This is a genomic window from Nocardia sp. NPDC058666 (assembly GCF_042714895.1).
Lineage (GTDB): Bacteria > Actinomycetota > Actinomycetes > Mycobacteriales > Mycobacteriaceae > Nocardia.
This window is the reverse complement of record NZ_JBHXRY010000001.1, coordinates 917,163-934,323: the sequence shown is the minus strand read 5'-3', so window position 1 is coordinate 934,323 and position 17,161 is coordinate 917,163. Positions and strand designations below refer to the sequence as shown.

The 17,161-nt window shown below is 66.5% G+C and carries 15 protein-coding genes; 9 read left to right on the top strand and 6 right to left on the bottom strand.

What is annotated here, in order from left to right:
- Positions 1 to 73: 73 nt before the first annotated feature.
- Positions 74 to 1,030 carry an electron transfer flavoprotein subunit alpha/FixB family protein gene (locus tag ACFWVD_RS04290; RefSeq protein WP_379240493.1) on the bottom strand — a complete coding sequence of 319 codons (957 nt, stop codon included), beginning with the start codon at positions 1,028 to 1,030 and terminating at the stop codon, positions 74 to 76.
- A 37-nt stretch (positions 1,031 to 1,067) separates the two neighbouring features.
- The gene (locus tag ACFWVD_RS04285; protein WP_379233472.1) at positions 1,068 to 1,853 is read right to left on the bottom strand and encodes an electron transfer flavoprotein subunit beta/FixA family protein; all 786 of its coding nucleotides are present in this window, start codon (positions 1,851 to 1,853) and stop codon (positions 1,068 to 1,070) included.
- 188 nt (positions 1,854 to 2,041) lie between these two features.
- Between ACFWVD_RS04285 and ACFWVD_RS04280 the strand changes: the two genes are divergently transcribed.
- Genes ACFWVD_RS04280 through ACFWVD_RS04270 form a run of 3 tightly spaced genes read left to right on the top strand, consistent with a single transcriptional unit; the run spans position 2,042 to position 5,621 of the window.
- Positions 2,042 to 2,830: a class I SAM-dependent methyltransferase gene (locus tag ACFWVD_RS04280; protein WP_379240492.1), complete on the top strand. Its 789-nt coding sequence runs from the start codon at positions 2,042 to 2,044 to the stop codon at positions 2,828 to 2,830.
- Positions 2,827 to 4,371, top strand: a complete 1,545-nt coding sequence (locus tag ACFWVD_RS04275) for a 1,4-alpha-glucan branching protein domain-containing protein (RefSeq protein WP_379240491.1) — start codon at positions 2,827 to 2,829, stop codon at positions 4,369 to 4,371. Before ACFWVD_RS04280 ends, ACFWVD_RS04275 begins: the two co-directional genes overlap by 4 nt.
- The gene (locus ACFWVD_RS04270; protein ID WP_379240490.1) at positions 4,368 to 5,621 is read left to right on the top strand and encodes a glycosyltransferase family 4 protein; all 1,254 of its coding nucleotides are present in this window, start codon (positions 4,368 to 4,370) and stop codon (positions 5,619 to 5,621) included. Before ACFWVD_RS04275 ends, ACFWVD_RS04270 begins: the two co-directional genes overlap by 4 nt.
- Positions 5,622 to 5,637: 16 nt before the next feature.
- Here the strand turns inward: ACFWVD_RS04270 and ACFWVD_RS04265 are convergent, their stop codons facing one another.
- Both ACFWVD_RS04265 and ACFWVD_RS04260 read right to left on the bottom strand, forming a co-directional pair.
- Complete coding sequence (locus ACFWVD_RS04265) at positions 5,638 to 6,165, bottom strand: DUF1440 domain-containing protein (RefSeq protein ID WP_379240489.1); 528 nt, start codon at positions 6,163 to 6,165, stop codon at positions 5,638 to 5,640.
- 40 nt (positions 6,166 to 6,205) lie between these two features.
- A complete protein-coding gene (locus ACFWVD_RS04260; protein WP_379240487.1) occupies positions 6,206 to 7,570 on the bottom strand; it encodes a putative glycoside hydrolase in 1,365 nt (454 codons plus the stop codon).
- An 80-nt stretch (positions 7,571 to 7,650) separates the two neighbouring features.
- Here ACFWVD_RS04260 and ACFWVD_RS04255 point away from each other — a divergent pair, with 80 nt between their 5' ends.
- The gene (locus tag ACFWVD_RS04255) at positions 7,651 to 8,643 is read left to right on the top strand and encodes a polysaccharide deacetylase family protein (protein ID WP_379240486.1); all 993 of its coding nucleotides are present in this window, start codon (positions 7,651 to 7,653) and stop codon (positions 8,641 to 8,643) included.
- 2 nt (positions 8,644 to 8,645) lie between these two features.
- Here the strand turns inward: ACFWVD_RS04255 and ACFWVD_RS04250 are convergent, their stop codons facing one another.
- Positions 8,646 to 9,938, bottom strand: a complete 1,293-nt coding sequence (locus ACFWVD_RS04250; protein WP_379240485.1) for a PQQ-binding-like beta-propeller repeat protein — start codon at positions 9,936 to 9,938, stop codon at positions 8,646 to 8,648.
- 120 nt (positions 9,939 to 10,058) lie between these two features.
- Here ACFWVD_RS04250 and ACFWVD_RS04245 point away from each other — a divergent pair, with 120 nt between their 5' ends.
- From ACFWVD_RS04245 to ACFWVD_RS04225, 5 genes are all read left to right on the top strand, one after another.
- On the top strand, positions 10,059 to 10,805 hold the full coding sequence (locus ACFWVD_RS04245) for an acyltransferase (protein ID WP_379240484.1): 747 nt from the start codon (positions 10,059 to 10,061) through the stop codon (positions 10,803 to 10,805).
- Positions 10,806 to 10,891: 86 nt separating this feature from the next.
- Positions 10,892 to 11,431, top strand: a complete 540-nt coding sequence (locus tag ACFWVD_RS04240; RefSeq protein ID WP_379240483.1) for a DUF1697 domain-containing protein — start codon at positions 10,892 to 10,894, stop codon at positions 11,429 to 11,431.
- A 61-nt stretch (positions 11,432 to 11,492) separates the two neighbouring features.
- The gene (locus tag ACFWVD_RS04235) at positions 11,493 to 12,161 is read left to right on the top strand and encodes a Uma2 family endonuclease (protein WP_379240482.1); all 669 of its coding nucleotides are present in this window, start codon (positions 11,493 to 11,495) and stop codon (positions 12,159 to 12,161) included.
- A gap of 57 nt (positions 12,162 to 12,218) precedes the next feature.
- Complete coding sequence (locus ACFWVD_RS04230; protein WP_379240481.1) at positions 12,219 to 13,268, top strand: pentapeptide repeat-containing protein; 1,050 nt, start codon at positions 12,219 to 12,221, stop codon at positions 13,266 to 13,268.
- 644 nt (positions 13,269 to 13,912) lie between these two features.
- Positions 13,913 to 15,280, top strand: coding sequence for a hypothetical protein (locus ACFWVD_RS04225; protein WP_379240480.1), 1,368 nt, complete (start codon positions 13,913 to 13,915; stop codon positions 15,278 to 15,280).
- On the opposite strand, the gene ACFWVD_RS04220 is transcribed toward ACFWVD_RS04225, so the two are convergent.
- Positions 15,243 to 17,114 (bottom strand): hypothetical protein, encoded by a 1,872-nt coding sequence (locus tag ACFWVD_RS04220; RefSeq protein WP_379240479.1) that lies wholly within the window; start codon positions 17,112 to 17,114, stop codon positions 15,243 to 15,245. The two genes, ACFWVD_RS04225 and ACFWVD_RS04220, sit on opposite strands and share 38 nt — an antisense overlap.
- Positions 17,115 to 17,161 lie beyond the last annotated feature (47 nt).

Genomic DNA, 17,161 nt, shown 5'->3' with positions numbered 1-17,161 from the left:
CGGCCCACGAAACCTGGCTGCGCGTGCGCAGGAACAGGTTTCGCGGGCCGAGGTCAACTCAACCGCGAGGAGATCAGCCCTTGTGGGCCTTCACCGCTTCGGTCAGCTGGGGGGAGACGTTGAACAGGTCGCCCACGATGCCGTAGTCGGCGATCTCGAAGATGGGTGCTTCCTCGTCCTTGTTGACAGCGACGATGGTCTTCGAGGTCTGCATGCCGGCGCGGTGCTGGATGGCGCCGGAGATGCCGAGGGCGATGTAGAGCTGCGGGGAGACGGTCTTGCCGGTCTGGCCCACCTGGAACTGGCCCGGGTAGTAGCCCGAGTCGACGGCGGCACGCGAGGCGCCGACAGCGGCACCCAGCGAGTCGGCCAGCGCCTCGACGACCGCGAAGTTGTCGGCGGAACCGACACCGCGACCACCGGAGACAACGATGCTCGCCTCGGCGAGATCGGGGCGGTCGCCACCGACGATCGGGTCACGCGAGATGACCTTCACGACGCCGTCTTCCTGCGCCGGAACCTCGACGACGACCTGCTCGCCGGCACCGGCCTGCGGAGCGGACTCGATGGCGCCGGGACGGACCGAGATCACCGGCAGGTCGCCGGTGGCCTTGGCCTCGACGGTGAACGCGCCACCGAAGATGGAGTGCACAGCGGAGCCGTCGGCGTTGACGCCGATGACGTCGACGAGCAGACCGGAGCCGATGCGCGCGGCAAGGCGGCCCGACACCTCCTTGCCCTCGGCGGTGGCGGCGACGATCACGGCGGCGGGTGCGGCGGACTCGGCCAGACCGGCGAGCACGTCGACCTTCGGGGTGACCAGGAAGCCTTCGATGTCGTCGGACTCGGCGACATAGATCTTCTCGGCGCCCGCGGCGGCCAGCGCGGCGGCCAGCTTGTCGGCGGTACCGGCCGGGCCGGTGACGACGGCGGCGGGCTCGCCCAGTGCGCGGGCGGCGGTGAGCAGTTCGGTGGTGACCTTCTTGACAGCACCGTCGGCGTGCTCAACGAGCACAAGTACTTCAGCCATTAGTTCTTTCTCCTTCGAAGTCTCGGACGGTGCCGGATCAGATGATCTTCTGACCGATGAGGTAGGACGCGATCTGGTTGCCGCCCTCGCCCTCGTCCGCGATCTTCTCGCCCGCGGTGCGAGCCGGCTTCGGGGTGGCACTGGTGACCTGGGTGCCGGCGTTGGCCACACCCACGGTCGCCGGGTCGACGCCCAGATCGGCCAGGGTGAAGACCAGGACTTCCTTCTTCTTCGCGGCCATGATGCCCTTGAAGGAGGGGAAGCGCGGCTCGTTGATCTTCTCGTTGACCGAGACGATCGCGGGCAGCGACGCCTCCAGCTTGAAGACACCCTCGTCGGTCTCGCGCTCGCCGGTGATCTTGTCGCCGTCGACGGTGAGCTTGCGCAGGTGCGTCAGCTGCGGGATGCCGATGTACTCCGCGATGATCGCGGGCACGGCACCGGCGCGGCCGTCGGTGGCCTCGTTACCGGCGATGACCAGCTCGACGCCCTCGACCTGGCCGAGAGCGGCGGCCAGCACGTAGGCGGTCTGCACGGCGTCGGAGCCGTGGATGGCCGGGTCGTTGATGTGGATGGCCTTGTCGGCGCCCATGGACAGCGCCTTGCGGATGGCCTCGTTGGCGCGGTCGGGACCGGCGGCCAGCACGGTGACCTCACCGCCCTGTGCCTCCTTGATCAGCAGCGCTTCCTCGACGGCGCGCTCGTTGATCTCGTCGAGCACCGCGTCGGCGGCTTCCCGGTCGAGGGTGTAGTCACCATCGGTCAGCTTGCGCTCGGACCAGGTGTCGGGGACCTGCTTGATGAGTACGACGATGTTCGGCATCGGTCTTCGTCGACCTCCTTCTGGGGACACGTGTGTGGTGGGGCCGCACGAGCTGGCGCCGTACGTCCAGGTGAGATATCTAGCTCAGTTCGGAACACTACCCTACGCTAAGTTACCCGTGGGTAACCTACTTGCGCAAGAGGTCCCTGACTCCTGCGCGGACCGGCGGTACCAGTAACCTCGGAGCAATGAGCGAGGCTGTGATCCCTGCCGCACCGGTGGCCGCCACACATGAACCACTGCCGTTGACCGGCGAGCGGACCGTGCCCGGCATCGCCGAGGAGAACTACTGGTTCCGTCGGCACGAGATCGCCTATGCCCGGCTACTGCACCGCTGCGCCGACAAGGTCGTGCTCGAAGCGGGCTCGGGCGAGGGCTACGGCGCCGACATGATCGCGGGTGTGGCACGCAGTGTCACCGGGCTGGATTACGACGAGGGCGCCGTCGCGCATGTGCGGGCGCGTTACCCGCGGGTGGAGATGATCCAGGGCAACCTCGCAGCACTGCCGCTGGATGACGAATCCGTCGATGTCGTGGTGAATTTCCAAGTGATCGAACATCTTTGGGACCAGGGCCAGTTCCTGCGCGAATGCCTGCGCGTGCTGCGCCCCGGCGGTCAACTGCTGATCAGCACCCCGAACCGGATCACCTTCTCCCCCGGTCGCGACACTCCCCTCAACCCCTTCCACACGCGCGAGCTCAATGCCGCGGAACTGACCGAACTGCTGGTCGACGCCGGTTTCACCGTGTCGGAGATGCTGGGTGTACATCACGGTGAGACCTTGAAAGCGTTGGACGCCAAGCACGGTGGGTCGTTCATCGACGCGCAGATCGAACGGGCACTGGCCGGGGAACCGTGGCCTGCCGACCTCACGGCCGACGTCGCCGCGGTCACCATCGACGATTTCGACCTGCGCGAAGGCGATATCGACGCGAGCCTGGACCTGGTCGCGATCGCTGAAAAGGCAAGTCGTTGACCGTTTCCCGCTCCGCCGTGCCGGGCCAGTTCACCCTGGTCCTGCACTCCCACCTGCCGTGGCTGGCCCATCACGGGCGTTGGCCGGTCGGCGAGGAATGGCTCTACCAGTCCTGGGCCGCGTCGTATCTGCCGCTGGTTCGGGTGCTGAAAACTCTTGCCGCCGAAGGGCGTTCGCACCTGTTGAGCCTCGGCATCACGCCGGTACTCGCCGCGCAGCTCGACGATCCGCACTGCCTGGCGGGCATGCACCACTGGCTGGGGAACTGGCAGTTGCGCGCCGACGAGGCGTCGATGTCGGGCAATGTCGCGCTGGGCCGTCACGAACATCGGCTGGCCGCAACAGCTTTGGCCGATTTCGAACAGAACTGGCAGCACGGCGGTTCGCCGGTATGGCGTTCGCTGATCGACGCCGACGCCATCGAACTGCTCGGCGGACCGCTCGCGCACCCCTTCCAACCGCTGCTGGATCCGCGGATGCGCCAGTTCCAGCTCACCGAGGGTCTGGCCGACGCGCGCCTGCGCTGGGGCAGCACGCCCACGGGCATCTGGGCGCCCGAATGCGGCTACACGCCCGGCATGGAACGCGGCTACGACGCCGCGGGCGTCACCCACTTCATGGTCGACGGTCCGTCGTTGCGCGGTGACACCTCGCTGGGCAGGCCGGTGCGCGAATCCGACGTGGTCGCGTTCGGTCGCGACCTCGCGGTGAGCTACCGGGTCTGGTCGCCGAAACAGGGCTACCCCGGTCAGAGCGCCTACCGCGATTTCCACCATTACGACCACGCCACCGGGCTCAAGCCCTCCCGCGTGACCGGCAAGACCGTCGACGGTCCTGACAAGGCCCCTTACGATCCGGATTTGGCGGCCGAAGCGGTCACCCGCGACGTCGCGGACTTCGTCGAAACGGTCCGCGCACGGTTGATCGAGGAGTCCGAGCGGATCGGCAGGCCCGCGCTGGTGGTGGCCGCGTTCGACACCGAACTTTTCGGCCATTGGTGGCACGAGGGTCCGCAGTGGCTCGAACAAGTTCTGCGCGCGCTGCCCGAGGCGGGCGTGAACGTCGGCACCCTCGCCGACGCCCGCGACAACGGCTATGTCGGCGAACCCGTGCAGCTCAACGACTCGTCGTGGGGTTCGGGCAAGGACTGGCGGGTGTGGGCGGGCGACCAGGTGGCCGACCTCGTCGAGCTCAATGCCGACATCGTGCGGCTGGCCCTGGACACCCTCGACAAGTCGCGGCGCGACGGCTCCCTGCGTGACCCGGTCGCCGACCAGTTGCTGCGTGAGGCGATTCTCACCGTCTCCAGCGACTGGGCGTTCATGGTCAGCAAGGACTCCGCCGCCGGATACGCCCGCGATCGCGCCCACGAACACGCGCACGCCGTGCGCGAACTAGCCGAGGCCATCGGGGCCGGACAGTTCGCCAAAGCGACCCGTCTCGCGGCAGGATGGAACGCGGCCGACGGATTCTTCCCTGGTCTGGACGCACGGCGGTTGCCGACCGCTGTCCCGTCGGCCGGTGCTGAAGGATTTCGATGAAGATTTTGATGGTGTCGTGGGAGTACCCGCCGGTCGTGGTCGGTGGGCTCGGTCGGCATGTGCATCACCTGGCCGTGGAACTGGCCGCGGCCGGTCACGAGGTCGTCGTGCTGGCCCGCCGCCCGACGGGGACCGATTCGGTCACCCACCCCACCCACTCCTACATCGCCGACGGCGTGCTCGTCGTCGCGGTGGCCGAAGATCCGCCGTGCTTCGACTTCGGCGAGGACATGCTCGCCTGGACCCTCGCTATGGGACACGCGATGGCGCGGGCCGGCGTCGCGCTCGGCAAGCCCGGCGTCGGCGAAGGCTGGACGCCCGATGTGGTGCACGCGCACGACTGGCTCGTGGCGCACCCGTCGATCATGCTCGCGGAGTTCTACGACGTGCCGCTGGTGTCGACCATCCACGCCACCGAGGCCGGGCGACACAGCGGCTGGGTGTCGGGCCGGGTCAACAAACAGGTCCACTCGGTGGAGTGGTGGCTGACCAACGAATCCGATCAGCTCATCACCTGCTCGACCTCCATGCAGGACGAAGTCGAACGGCTCTACGGACCCGAGCTTGCCCCGATCACCGTGATACGCAACGGTATTGACGTCGGCTCCTGGACCTTCCGGCCCCGCGCACCCCGCACCGGTCCCCCGCGTCTGCTGTATGTCGGCCGCCTCGAATACGAGAAGGGCGTGCAGGACGCGATCGCCGCGCTGCCCCGTATCCGCCGCGCCCACCCCGGCACCACTCTCACCGTCGCGGGCGTTGGCACCCAATTCGAATGGTTGCGCGAACGCGCCCGCGTGCACCGTGTGGCCCGCGCGGTGAACTTCGTCGGCAGCCTCGGCCACGCCGAACTTTTGGGCTGGCTGCATGGCGCCGACGCCATCGTCCTGCCCAGCCGGTACGAGCCCTTCGGCATCGTCGCCCTGGAAGCCGCCGCCGCCGGTGTGCCTCTGATCGCTTCCACCGCAGGTGGTTTGGGCGAAGCCGTCATCGACGGCGTCACCGGCGCCTCCTTCGCCCCCGCCGACATCGACGGCCTCGTCGACGCCACCCGAGCAGTCCTGGACGACCCCACCACCGCCCAATCCCGAGCCCACACCGCCCGAGCCCGCCTCACCGCCGACTTCGCCTGGGACGTAGTAGCCGCCGAAACCGCCCAGGTCTACTCGGCAGCCAAACGCCGAGTCCGCACATCACTGGGCCGCCCCGACATCGTGGAACGTCCACTGCCGGAACGGGATCCGAAGTAGTCAGTTCGACCTGTGCTCAACGTCTGAGCAGGCGTAGACCCAGGGTCATGGTTGCGCCGAAGATGACGTGACTGGTTGCTTCCCAGCAGACTGCAGATAACGGTAGGCGCCAGAAGGGTTTTTGGATGCCCAGCAGCGGGAGAGTTGACGCGTGGGTGCAGGCGTAGAGGGTTAGGCCTGCGGGGATGCCGAGGCCTTTGGTCAGGGCGGGGTGGCGGGCGGTGGCTATGCCGTACGCGGCGCCCAGTGCCATGCCGAAGGTGTAGTGGATGACCTGCTGGGCTTCAAGTTTTTGGTGTTTGTCGAGGGTGGTGCCCAGCGCGGTTTCGGCGAACTTCTCGGCGATCACCGCCGGGGGCATGTTATCGGGATGACCGGCGGGATCGGCACCGACGAGCTCTTTTTGGGCGGGAGTCGGCGGGAAAAGGTCCTCGAAGAAATGCTGCAGCGGCGGTTCACTTTTCGCCTTCACCGCCGACGCCAGCAAGGAGACGACCGCGCCTTGGATCGCCGGGCGCAGCAGCGAGGTTTCGGAATTGGCCATAGCCGAACGCTACTGCGGGATTGCGACGAATCGCGGGAGGTCAGGCGGGGTGGATGCCGCCGGTGTGGTAGCGGGTGGCGGCGTTCCAGAGGAAGAAGCTGGGGATGCCCGCGTCTCGGGTGGCGTCGATTTGGGCTCGGATTTCGGCGTCGCCGTAGGGGACGCCGAGGCTGAAGTCTTGTAGCCAGGGGATGACGGTGGCGCCGGTGCCTGCGGTGGCGGCGAGGAAGTCTTGGAGGGAGCGGTAGACGATGTCGTAGGGCTGGGCGTTGGGGTTGGGGACGCCGTATTCGCCGGGGTTCCAGTGGGAGGGGTAGATCATGGGGGCTACGAAGTCGACGCTGCCGGCGATGAGGGTGATGTTCTGGGCGATCTCGTCGGGGCGGGTGGACGCGATGCCGTAGACCGCGGCGCTGAGGTGCGCGCCTGCTTCGTGCAGCGGGTAGCGGCTCTGGGCGAGGAAGGCGGCGACGGCTTCGGTGGGGGTGCCGGTGAGGCCGGCGAAATGCATGCTGGACAGGCTGCCGTCGGGGCGGCGGACGTAGTCGTACATGACGCCGTCGAACCCGAGGTGTGCGGCTTCGACGGCGAGGTCGATATTGTATTGGCGCACTTCAGCGTTGGCGAAGTTGGTGAAGGCGACGGGTCCGTAGTGGCTGGAATAGGGCTGGCCCGAAGGGTTTTGAACAACCCAGTCGGGTCGGCCGTTGTGCCAGGCCCAGGTGGCCAGGGTGGGGTCGCGGAAGGCGACGATGCGGCCTACTACCTGCAGGCCCATGTCGTGCAATTGGGTCAGCGCCGTGCGCGCATCGTAAATCGCGGTGGCAGCGCCGGATTCACGTGCGAGGGGCACCTGCGAGTCGTAGCCGACGACACCGTCCTCGTCCTTGATGTCGAGTTGGACAGTGTCGATGCGCTTTTCGCGGGCGAGGTCCAAGATCGATTCGCGCAGCCCGTCGTGCGACCAGGCGTGTGCGGTGACGTGCACGGTGCGCATACGAGGCAGGGTGATCGCCGTGACTGCGATGGTGCTGGTCTGATTGCCGGCGGCATCCACCGCGACGACCTCATAGGCGGGGCCCCACCGCACCAACAGCTCGAAGGTTCCGTCCGCAGCGGGAGTCACCGTGTCCGAACCGATCGACACCTTGACAGCGTCAACAGCTTTGCCGCGCACCAGAACTGGCTTGCGGTAGGAGGTCACAGGATCGATGGGTGACACCTGCAATGTCGGCGGCATCGTGTCGGCCACCGGCGGTTCATCGGAGCCGTTCAACGCGAATCCGGCCAGTAGTCCGACAATCAGCAACGCACCGACGGCGATCCCCACCACTCGCTGCCAACCGAACGACCGCAGTCGCAATACCAACGCCCACACCAACTTCCACACCGTTGTCCCGCCCACTATCGCGCAGGCAGAGCCGGGCCTGCTGGGTTATCGACAAGATCAACTGAAAACGGTTGTCGCACCGTAATATCGGCGCGATGATGGGCGGTTCGAAGACGATGTCGCGACTCGTTTCGGCGGTGGCGCTGATAACGCTCACGGCTTGCACACCGGCAGACGAACCGAGCCCTCAACCAGCCTCTCCCCCAACAACATCCACACCGACGCCGCCGAACCCGGCCGACATCGGTGCCAATGAACTGGGTCTGGTCCCGGTGCTGATGTACCACCAGATCACCCCGAACCCCGCCGGCGAATACGACCAGACCCCAACGGAATTCCGCGACGAACTGGAACGCCTCTACCGCGAGGGCTACCGCCCGGTGACCGCCGCCCAGTACATCGCAGGCGACGTGAACCTCCCCGCGGGCACCCACCCGGTCGTGCTCACCTTCGACGATTCGACCAGCAGCCAACTCAGCTTCACCGACACCGGCACCGTCACCCCGGACAGCGCCACGGGCATCCTCGCCGAATTCGGCACCCGCCACCCGGACTTCCGGCCCGTGGCCACGTTCTACGTCAACAACGAACCCTTCGGCGGCGACCCACGAGCGTTGCCATGGCTGACAGCGAACGGACACGAAATAGGCGCGCACACAGCCGATCACGCGAATCTCGCGAGCCTGGACGCCGAGGGTGTGCAACGCGAACTGGTGCAGAACGTGCGCGCGGTGGCCCAAGCCGTACCCGTGCGCACCATGGCATTGCCGCTGGGCATCTACCCCCGCGATCACGCGCTGGCCACGGCTGGCAATTGGGACGGTTTCGCGTACCGCTTCGACGCCGTGATGCTGGTGGGCTCCAACCCGGCCCCGTCACCGTTCGGTGCGGTGGACCCCGGCGGTGTACCGCGCATTCGATCGGGCCGTGGCACGGTCCCGTTCGATTCGGCCCACTGGCTGGACTGGCTGGCCGCCAACCCCGACCAGCGCTACACCGCCGACGGCGACCCGGCACGCATCTCCTTCACCGCGCAGCACGCGACGGAACTTGCCGCACGCTGGCAGGACCGGGCCAACCCGTACTGACGTCAGGCGTCCGGCGTGAAGGCGAAGATTTCGCCGAGCCGGGTAGCTACGACCACTTCACCCTGGGGCCCGATCGAAGTGCCCGTGGTCGTGCCGGTGGCAGCCGGGAGCGGATCGGAGTCGATGGTGTTGCCGTTGGTCGTGTCGAAGGTGATCAGATTCAGACCCGCGCCGATCGCGGCCACGGTGTAACCGATGTCGCCCGCGGCCTGAGCGGGACTGCCACGCAGAGCGAGATCCTTACGCTCCCAGACGATTTCAGCCTTGTCATCACTATCGCGCAGAGCGGTCAGATAGCCGTCATCGCCCGCCGGAATGATCAGATCGCCCGCCACCGAGATCCCACCGCGCGGAGCCCACGGCAGCGACTGAACCCAGCGGGTAGCGCCATCGGCGGCGTTCAGCGCGATCAGTCGCTTGCTGTTGTCGCCGATATAGACGGTGTCACCGTCGGCCGACAGCGACGGACTGGTCGCGCTGCCGCCGGTGAGAACCTCGGCATTCCACTCCTGCGTCACCGCCCCATCTGCATAACGCATCGCGCGCAGGGCGGCGGCCTGCTTGCCCGGCTCCCACACGGTGACGAAGAACCGGCCGGTCGACGGGTCCACAGCGGTCGTGTTGGCCACCGCGCAGCGCGGCCCGCCGGTCTGGCAGTCGTCGAGACCGTCACCGGACGCGGGCCGGGTCAGACCGGGGTACTTCAAAAAATCGGGTTCGCCCAGCAACTGCACCGTCGGCACTTCGCGACCGCCGGTCTGCCTGCTGAGCACGTCGACCTGGCCGGATTGGGTCACCGTGAGCACGTTGCCGTCGCCGGTGAACTGGATCGCCACCGGCACGCCCGCCACGGGAGTGCGCCAGCGCGGCTGACCGAGGTAGTTGAACGAGTTCACCGCGCCGTCGTCGCCGACGTACACGTTGCTGACCCCGTCGAGCACGGTCGGCGCTTCGATCGTCGACGGTCCCAGTTGGTTGCAGAAGCGTTTGCGGCCGGTGCGCATCTGGAAGGAGAAGATCGCGCAGTTGCCGGTGCTGGTGGTGACGAACATCTGACCGTCGGCGCCGATCGTCAACGGCTGGGCGATCGGGCCGCCCACCGGACGCGACCAGCTCAGCGACATCGAATCCGCGCCCGACACCGGGCTGGTGCCGGCATTGCCGCTGTCGTGATGCGCTGCGGGCCAACCCTTTCCGGCCCCGACGGTGATGTCGTCCACATCGGTGCCGCACCCTGCCAGCGCCACCACACCGGCGGCAGCGAGCGAGGCGACGACGCGAGTCCGTGTTCGCACCTGCTGATCTCCCTGTTTGATCGGGGTATGGAAGGTAAGTGTGCCCTGCGAAAGTACTCTGTGTACCCGATGACCGAATCCTCGGGGCAGGCCCGGCGGATCATGACGGGAGACTAGTTCGTGACGAGCATGTGGGGCGCACCGTTGAGCGCGCGCTGGCGTGGATCACGCCGCCGCGATCCGCAGCAGGCCCGATTCCTGACCAGGGATTCGCTGCGGTGGGTGCTCGCCAACCGCGCCTACACCCCCTGGTACCTGGTCCGTTACTACCGTCTGGCCAAGTTCCGCCTGGCCAACCCGCACATCGTGCTGCGCGGCATGGTGTTCCTCGGCCGCAATGTGGAAATCCACGCGACCCCCGAATTCGCCCGCATGGAGATCGGCCGCTGGGTCCACATCGGCGACGGCAACGCCCTGCGCTGCCACGAGGGCTCGCTGCGCATCGGCGACAAGGTGGTGTTCGGCAAGGACAACGTCGTCAACACCTACCTCGACATCGAGATCGGCGAATCCACGCTGGTCGCCGACTGGTGCTACATCTGCGACTTCGACCACCGCATGGACGACATCAACATGCCGATCAAAGACCAGGGCATCGTCAAGAGCCCCGTCCGGATCGGCCCCGACACCTGGATCGCCGCCAAGGTGACAGTCCTGCGCGACACCCGTGTGGGGCGTGGCTGTGTGCTCGGCGCGCACGCGGTGGTGCGTGGGGACGTCCCCGACTACAGCATCGCCGTCGGGGCGCCCGCCAAGGTCGTGAAGAACCGCAAGGTGGCGTGGGATGCGAGCGCGCAGGAGCGCGAGGCGTACATGGCGGCGCTGGCCGACATCGAACGGAAGAAGAACGCCGCGGCACAGAGCTGACAGCCACCTCGGTCGGCGTTGCATGGGGCTGACGTGGCGAACGGATGCGATGGTTTCTGTCGGGGGCGGCCGGTAGCGTCAGCGGCGTGGAGAGCTATGCGGCGCTGCTGCGCGGGATCATGCCGTCCAACCCGAACATGCGTAACGAGAAGTTGCGCGGGGTGTTCGAAGGGCTCGGCTTCGAGACGGTCGCGTCGGTGCTGTCCAGCGGCAATGTCGTGTTCCGTACCGCCGACAACCCCGCCGACCTGGAAGACCGCATCCAAACCGCGCTCAACACCGAACTCGGCATCCCCGGCGGCACCATCATCCGCAGCCACCCCGAACTGCGCGCCCTGCTCGACCGCGACCCTTTCGAAGGCCTACCCCACGAACGCGGCTCGTACCTCACCGTCACCTTCTTCAAAAATGCTATGCGCGAAGCGGATACGAAAGCCTTCGCCGACGACCCCTTCACCCGAGTCATCGGCTACGACCGCGAAGTCCGCGCCTTCCTCACCGTCATCGACAACAGCACCGGCAAAACCCCCGACTTCATGGCACGCCTGGAAAAGACCTACGGCAAGGACATCACCACCCGCACCTGGCTCACGGTGCAGCGCGTGGTGAAGAAGATGGAAGGTTAGGCCGCCGACGATTCCGTCATCGCACACCTTTCCTGTCACCTCGGCTGGCTAGCATTGGATCATGTCGACGCCGCGTGTTCAGCGCCCCGAGCTTCCCGCGACCATGACGTGGGACGAGCTCGAGCAGCTGCCCGCGGAGATCGCCGAACGGATCGAGCTCCGCGACGGCGTGCCGGTATGGATCGCCGACGAGGTGATGTTGCGGCACGGGCCGGCGGAGCATCAGCGGTACAGTCGCCGATTCACCAATGCGCTGGAGCGGCGGGCCCGCGAGCACATGGCCGCCGATCCCGAGGTCTGTTGGCAGGTCGATCTGGAGACGAACGTCTTCTTCCGGCCGGACCGGTCCAGCTTTCTCACGCCGGATTTCATGATCTTCCGCTGCCTACGCGACGAATTCGACTGGGTCCACGCCGATGATGTACTGCTCGCCGGCGAGGTCCTGTCCCCCGCGAACACACCCAAAGCGATCGAAGCGAAGAAGCGCCGCTACGCCGAAGGTGGCATCCCCTGGTACTGGGAAGCCGAACTCGCACCGAACCCACGCCGCGTCGCCGTTGTCCGCGCCTACGCCCTGTCGACCGACGAAGTCCATCTCCCCCAAGGGGTTACGCCGTTACGGAAGGCGAACTACATCCTGACCGGTGAATGGCTCGCCGACGAACACCCCGGCGTGCAGACCGCGCATCCCTTCCCGATCGACATTCCCTGGACAGAACTGGCGTTCTGACAGCGCGAGGCGCGCCAGGTATTGCCGAGCGAACGCGGGTGGGTGTAGGCATGGTCGATGAGAACTCAACGGGTGGGGATCGTTGCGGCAGTATGTCTTTCGATCATTCTGGTGACAGTTGCCGGTTGGCTGGTCCTCGCGGCACCGCAGCGGCTCACCTCGGGGGAAACCGCCGGTCTGTCGGCGGCTGAGCGGCTCGCCGCCATCGCGACCGTCCGCGATCAGATGATCAAGTTCGTGACCGCGATGGGTGCGCTGATCCTCACCGGGCTCGGGCTCTACCGATACTGGTTGGACAAGGCCAAGCAACGGCTCGACGAGGACAAACATCTCATCGGCTGGTTCGACTCCGCCGCCGGACGTCTCGCGGCCGAGGAACCGAACGGCCGGGCAGCCGGGGTCCGCACACTGTTCAAGCTCATGCTCGATTCGGCTCGTGACCACATGTTGGCGCTCGAATCGATCTGCGACATTCTGCGGCGGTACGCGGTGGCACCGGCCGACCCCACGCAGACACCGATCGAACATTCGCTCGATGTCACCGCAGCTGCCGCCGCACTGCGCGACCGACCCGATCGCGACGAAACACCACTGGACCTGACCGGCGTCTGGCTGCGCGATGTCGACCTGCGCGGCGTTCGGCTGCGCGGGGCGCAACTCGGTCGTGCCGAACACCGCACGGCTGACCTGGCTGGAGCCGATCTCACCGAGGCCGACCTCACCGCAGCGAAATGGCCACACGCACAGCTGGCCCGAGCGGTCCTGCACCGTGCCCGGCTCACCAGTGCGCACCTGGACAACGCCGACCTGACCGGTGCCAACCTGACCGAGGCTTCCTGTGCCGGCATCCAACTGCCGAACGCGGTGCTGTTCACCGCCGACCTCACCCGAGCCGACCTGACCGCCGCGAATCTCCGCGGAGTTCGATTTCGCGGCGCAATCATGGAATCGACCGACCTCACGGATGCGGATCTGACCGCGGCGAACCTCGCCGGAACTGACCTGCGCACGGTCATCGGCCTGACCGAGTCGATGGTGCGCGCTGCCATCGTGGACTCCACCACCGCACTACCGCCGAACATCGGCCACCCCAATCTCGAGCCGTAGCTCTGAGGCCCACCACTCACCGCGGATCGGCTAGGGTAGTCCGGCATCACCGATCCAGTTGTCACCGTAGGGAGTTCCGTGCTCATCCAGTCCGCAGTCGTCGTCACGACCCGCAGACCGGAATATCACGCCTACAAATTTTCCAGAATTCACCGCGGGCACACAGCTGAATTGCTAGAATCGCACCGGAAACCGGAAACCGGAAACCGGAAACCGGAAACCGGAAACCGGAAACCGGAAACCGGAAACCGGAAACCGGAAACCGGAAACCGGAAACCGGAAACTAGCTTCTACTTCGGGCGAGTTCGGCGGGGTTTTCGCTGATGGACCGCCGTTCCACCACTGAGCGACCGTTCGACAGCAACCCGGCATGGGACACCTTTCCCACCGTCGAGTACACCGTCCTCTTCGTAGCCAGGACGCTCACCTCGACATATCGACTATTGGAAGCCACCGCGTGGCTCAGAGACGACATCCGAATACGAGTCGCCTTCACCGTCGACGACACCTCCGCATTCAGCAGCGGAGTCCATGAATTCTTGCGTAGCAAGGATGTATTCATCGTACCGTGGGAGCATATTGTCGATCGCACATTCCATTATCACCTGGCATTGTCGGCCAGTGAGAATATAGATTTCACGGCGATGGCGACGCACACTATCCTGTTACCTCACGGCCTCGGTTTCAACAAACTGCTCACCGACGGGCACGACGGGACGCTTCGACTGGCCGGACTCCCGCCAGAGCAGGCACTGCGCGCGGGTCAGGTGACGGTGACCCTGTCCCATCCCGACCAGCGGGCCCAACTCGCCGCGGTGAGCGCGCACGCGGAGCAGTGCACCATGATCGTGGGTGACCCGACCTACGACCGGCTCCGCGCCAGCCTCGGTCTGCGTGCCCGCTACCGAGAGGCACTCGGCGCCGGCGATCGCAGGTTGGTCACCCTTGCCTCCACCTGGGGCTCGGAATCGCTGATCGGCCGCAGATCCAGGCTGCCCCATCAACTTCTCGCCGATCTGCCCATAGATTCCTACCAGGTGGTCGTGGTACTGCACCCGAATGTGTGGGCCCGCTACGGCAGGTTTCAGATCGAGTTGTGGTTCGCGTCCGCTCTCGATGCCGGAATGGTCCTCATGCCGCCCGAATCCGGCTGGCAATCCGCGCTCATCGCAGCCGATGTCGTCGTTTCCGATCAGGGATCGCTGGGACTGTTCACCGCGGCCTTGGACAGACCGCTGCTGATGGTGGGACGGGCGGCCGAAACCGTGTCGGGCACGCCGGTGGAAACACTGGCCGCGTCGGCACCGACTCTGTACCCCGACCGCGATCTACGACACCAGCTCGATGCCGCCACAAACAGCTATCAACCGGGCCGATACCAGCACATCACCGACCGGGTGTTCGCCGATGTCGGCACAGCGGCGCGCAATGTACAGGCGCTGATCTACCGCGAACTCGACGTGCCGCTGCCCGCCTACACGACACCAGCGCCACGAATCCCGGTCCCGGACTGCGGTTCACGCCCGGTCCGTTCCTTCGTCGTCCGCACCGGCCGGGTGGCCGATGCGATGCTGGATCTCGTGCGAATTCCCGCGGCGGCGTGGCAGCACCAGCATCATGCGGGTGGGCTACCGGAAACGCATCTCGTGGCCGGAGAAACCGAATCCGATCCGAAGATCATCGAACGCGCCGCCGCGATCACGCACGATCGAGAACTCGACGCGGCGACCGGGACACAGTGGGCGCGTTCGGCATTGACCGACTACCCGGGTGCGCGCTTCGTGGTGGCGGCGACACCGCGAGGCGCGGTGGCGGCGATGCGCGGCGGCGTGACGGTCATGGCCACTACCTCATCGCCACACCCGCAACGCGCCGCGTTGATCGCTTCGGCCCTGTATTGCTGCCTACTCGACGGTTGCCTGTCCGATCAGCGCATCACAGTCCGTGCGGGTGTGAACGCGATGGACGTCTCGTTCACTGTTGCTCCCGCAAGTGACGCAACGTCTCGGTGAGTTCTTCGACCCGGTCCGAACCCAGTTCACGGTGCAGCTGGATCAGCCTGGCCAGTGCTGCGACCTCGGCCGCGAGGTCACCGGCCGAGGCCGCGAGGCGAACGATCTGTTCCTGTGCGCGGGCCTCGTAGTAGGTGCCACCGCAGGCCGCCAGCACCTCGACAGCTTCGGCGAGAAACATCGCACCTTCCGCTTGTCCCCGCTCAGCGCAGATCCGACCGAGTTCAGTAAGGCAACGTCCGAGCATTCGTGGGTTGCCGACCGTGCGCACGAGCGGCAAGGCGGCACGCAGCATCGACTCGGCCTGTTCCCGATCACCGGCCCGGTCGACGGCCGAGCCCGCGAAGAACATGACGAAAGCCGTTCCGCGCTCGTCGTTCTCCGCGGCGAACAGGGCCAGTGAGCGCTGAAAGGCCGTCGCTGACGCCACGGCATCGACCGGCTCGCGGTGGCGTCCGATCAGCTCCCAGACCGAAGCGAGCAGGCGCACGTCACCTGCGGACTCCGCCAGCGGCAGTGCCCGCACAACCAGCTCGGTCTCGGCCCGCTCGTGATCGCCCATCTCGTTCCAGGCCCTGGAGCTGAAACTGCTCAGTCGCGCCTCGGCGCGTACGTTGTGGGCAGCCTTCGCCGAGTCGGCGCCGATCGCACCGGAGACCGTCCAATCGACGTAGTAGCGCTTGGTCACGTAGACAGCGGACAGCGCTTCGGCCAGCTGCCAGGACAGCTCGTGCCACCCGGTGCGGGCGGCGGCGCGCTGAATGGCCAGCAGGTTCATTCGTTCACCGTCGAGCCAGCCCAGCGCCGCGAGGTAGGCGTGCGGACCGGTGAAGGGTGCGGGAAAACCCTGCGTCACCGACTCCGGTGTGCACCGGTATCGCTTGTCGCCGAGAATCACCCGATCGGCGAAGGCTGCGCGGATCAGCATGTACCGGGTGACACGGAGCACTGCCTCGGACCGCTCATCGTCGGAATCGAGCTTCTCCGACAGAGTGGCGGCGTGCCGTCGCAGCACCGGATGCAGGGACAGCCGCTCGGCGGAGTCTTCCTCGAGCAGACCGGCGGCGATCAAGACGCCGATGGCTGCATCGGTTCGCGCGGTGTCGCACGCCATCAGGACGGCGGCACACTCCGCCGTGAGGTCATGGCCCGGATAGCAACCGAGGAGCCGATACAACCGCGCGGCGTCCTCGGCCGCGCGGACCTCGTCGTTCGCCGTGTCCTGGCCTGTGTGCTTCTTTGCCAGCGCCGCATACGCTTCCGAGAAAACGGCGAACAGATTCGCCTGCCCTGCCACTACGAAGGGCGCGAGCCCGATCTCGTCGGTGTCGATTCCGGCAACCACCGATTCGATCCGCAGTGTGGGGCGGGCCTTCAGCCGGTTCGCCACCACCCGCATCGCCACCGGGAGACCGCCACACAGCCGAACGAGGTCGGCGACAGCCGCCTGCTCCGCCTGCGCACGTGGGCCGATCCACTCGCTCAGCAGATGCGCACCGGCGTCACCGTCCATCAGTGCCAACCGCCGTACCGACGCACCGTCGGTTTCCAGTTCGGTCAGCAGCCGATTGCTCACGACCAACACCGCGCTCGACGCGCTATTGGGGATGAAAGGCGTCACCTGAGCCGGGTCGGTGACGTTCTCCAGCACGATCAACACCGAATAGCGCGCGGTAAGGCCCCGCAGAAGATTGCTGAGCCCGGGCAAGCGCAGGCGAAGCAGGTCCGGGCTGACCCCCATTTCCTGCAAGCACATCGCCATGGCGTCTGCGACGGACATCTCTTCGCCGTCGATCCGTCCGAAGTCGACGTAGAGCTCGCCGTCGACGAACATTCCTGCTGCTCTGACCTTTTCGACGCAACGCCGGATGAACGCCGACT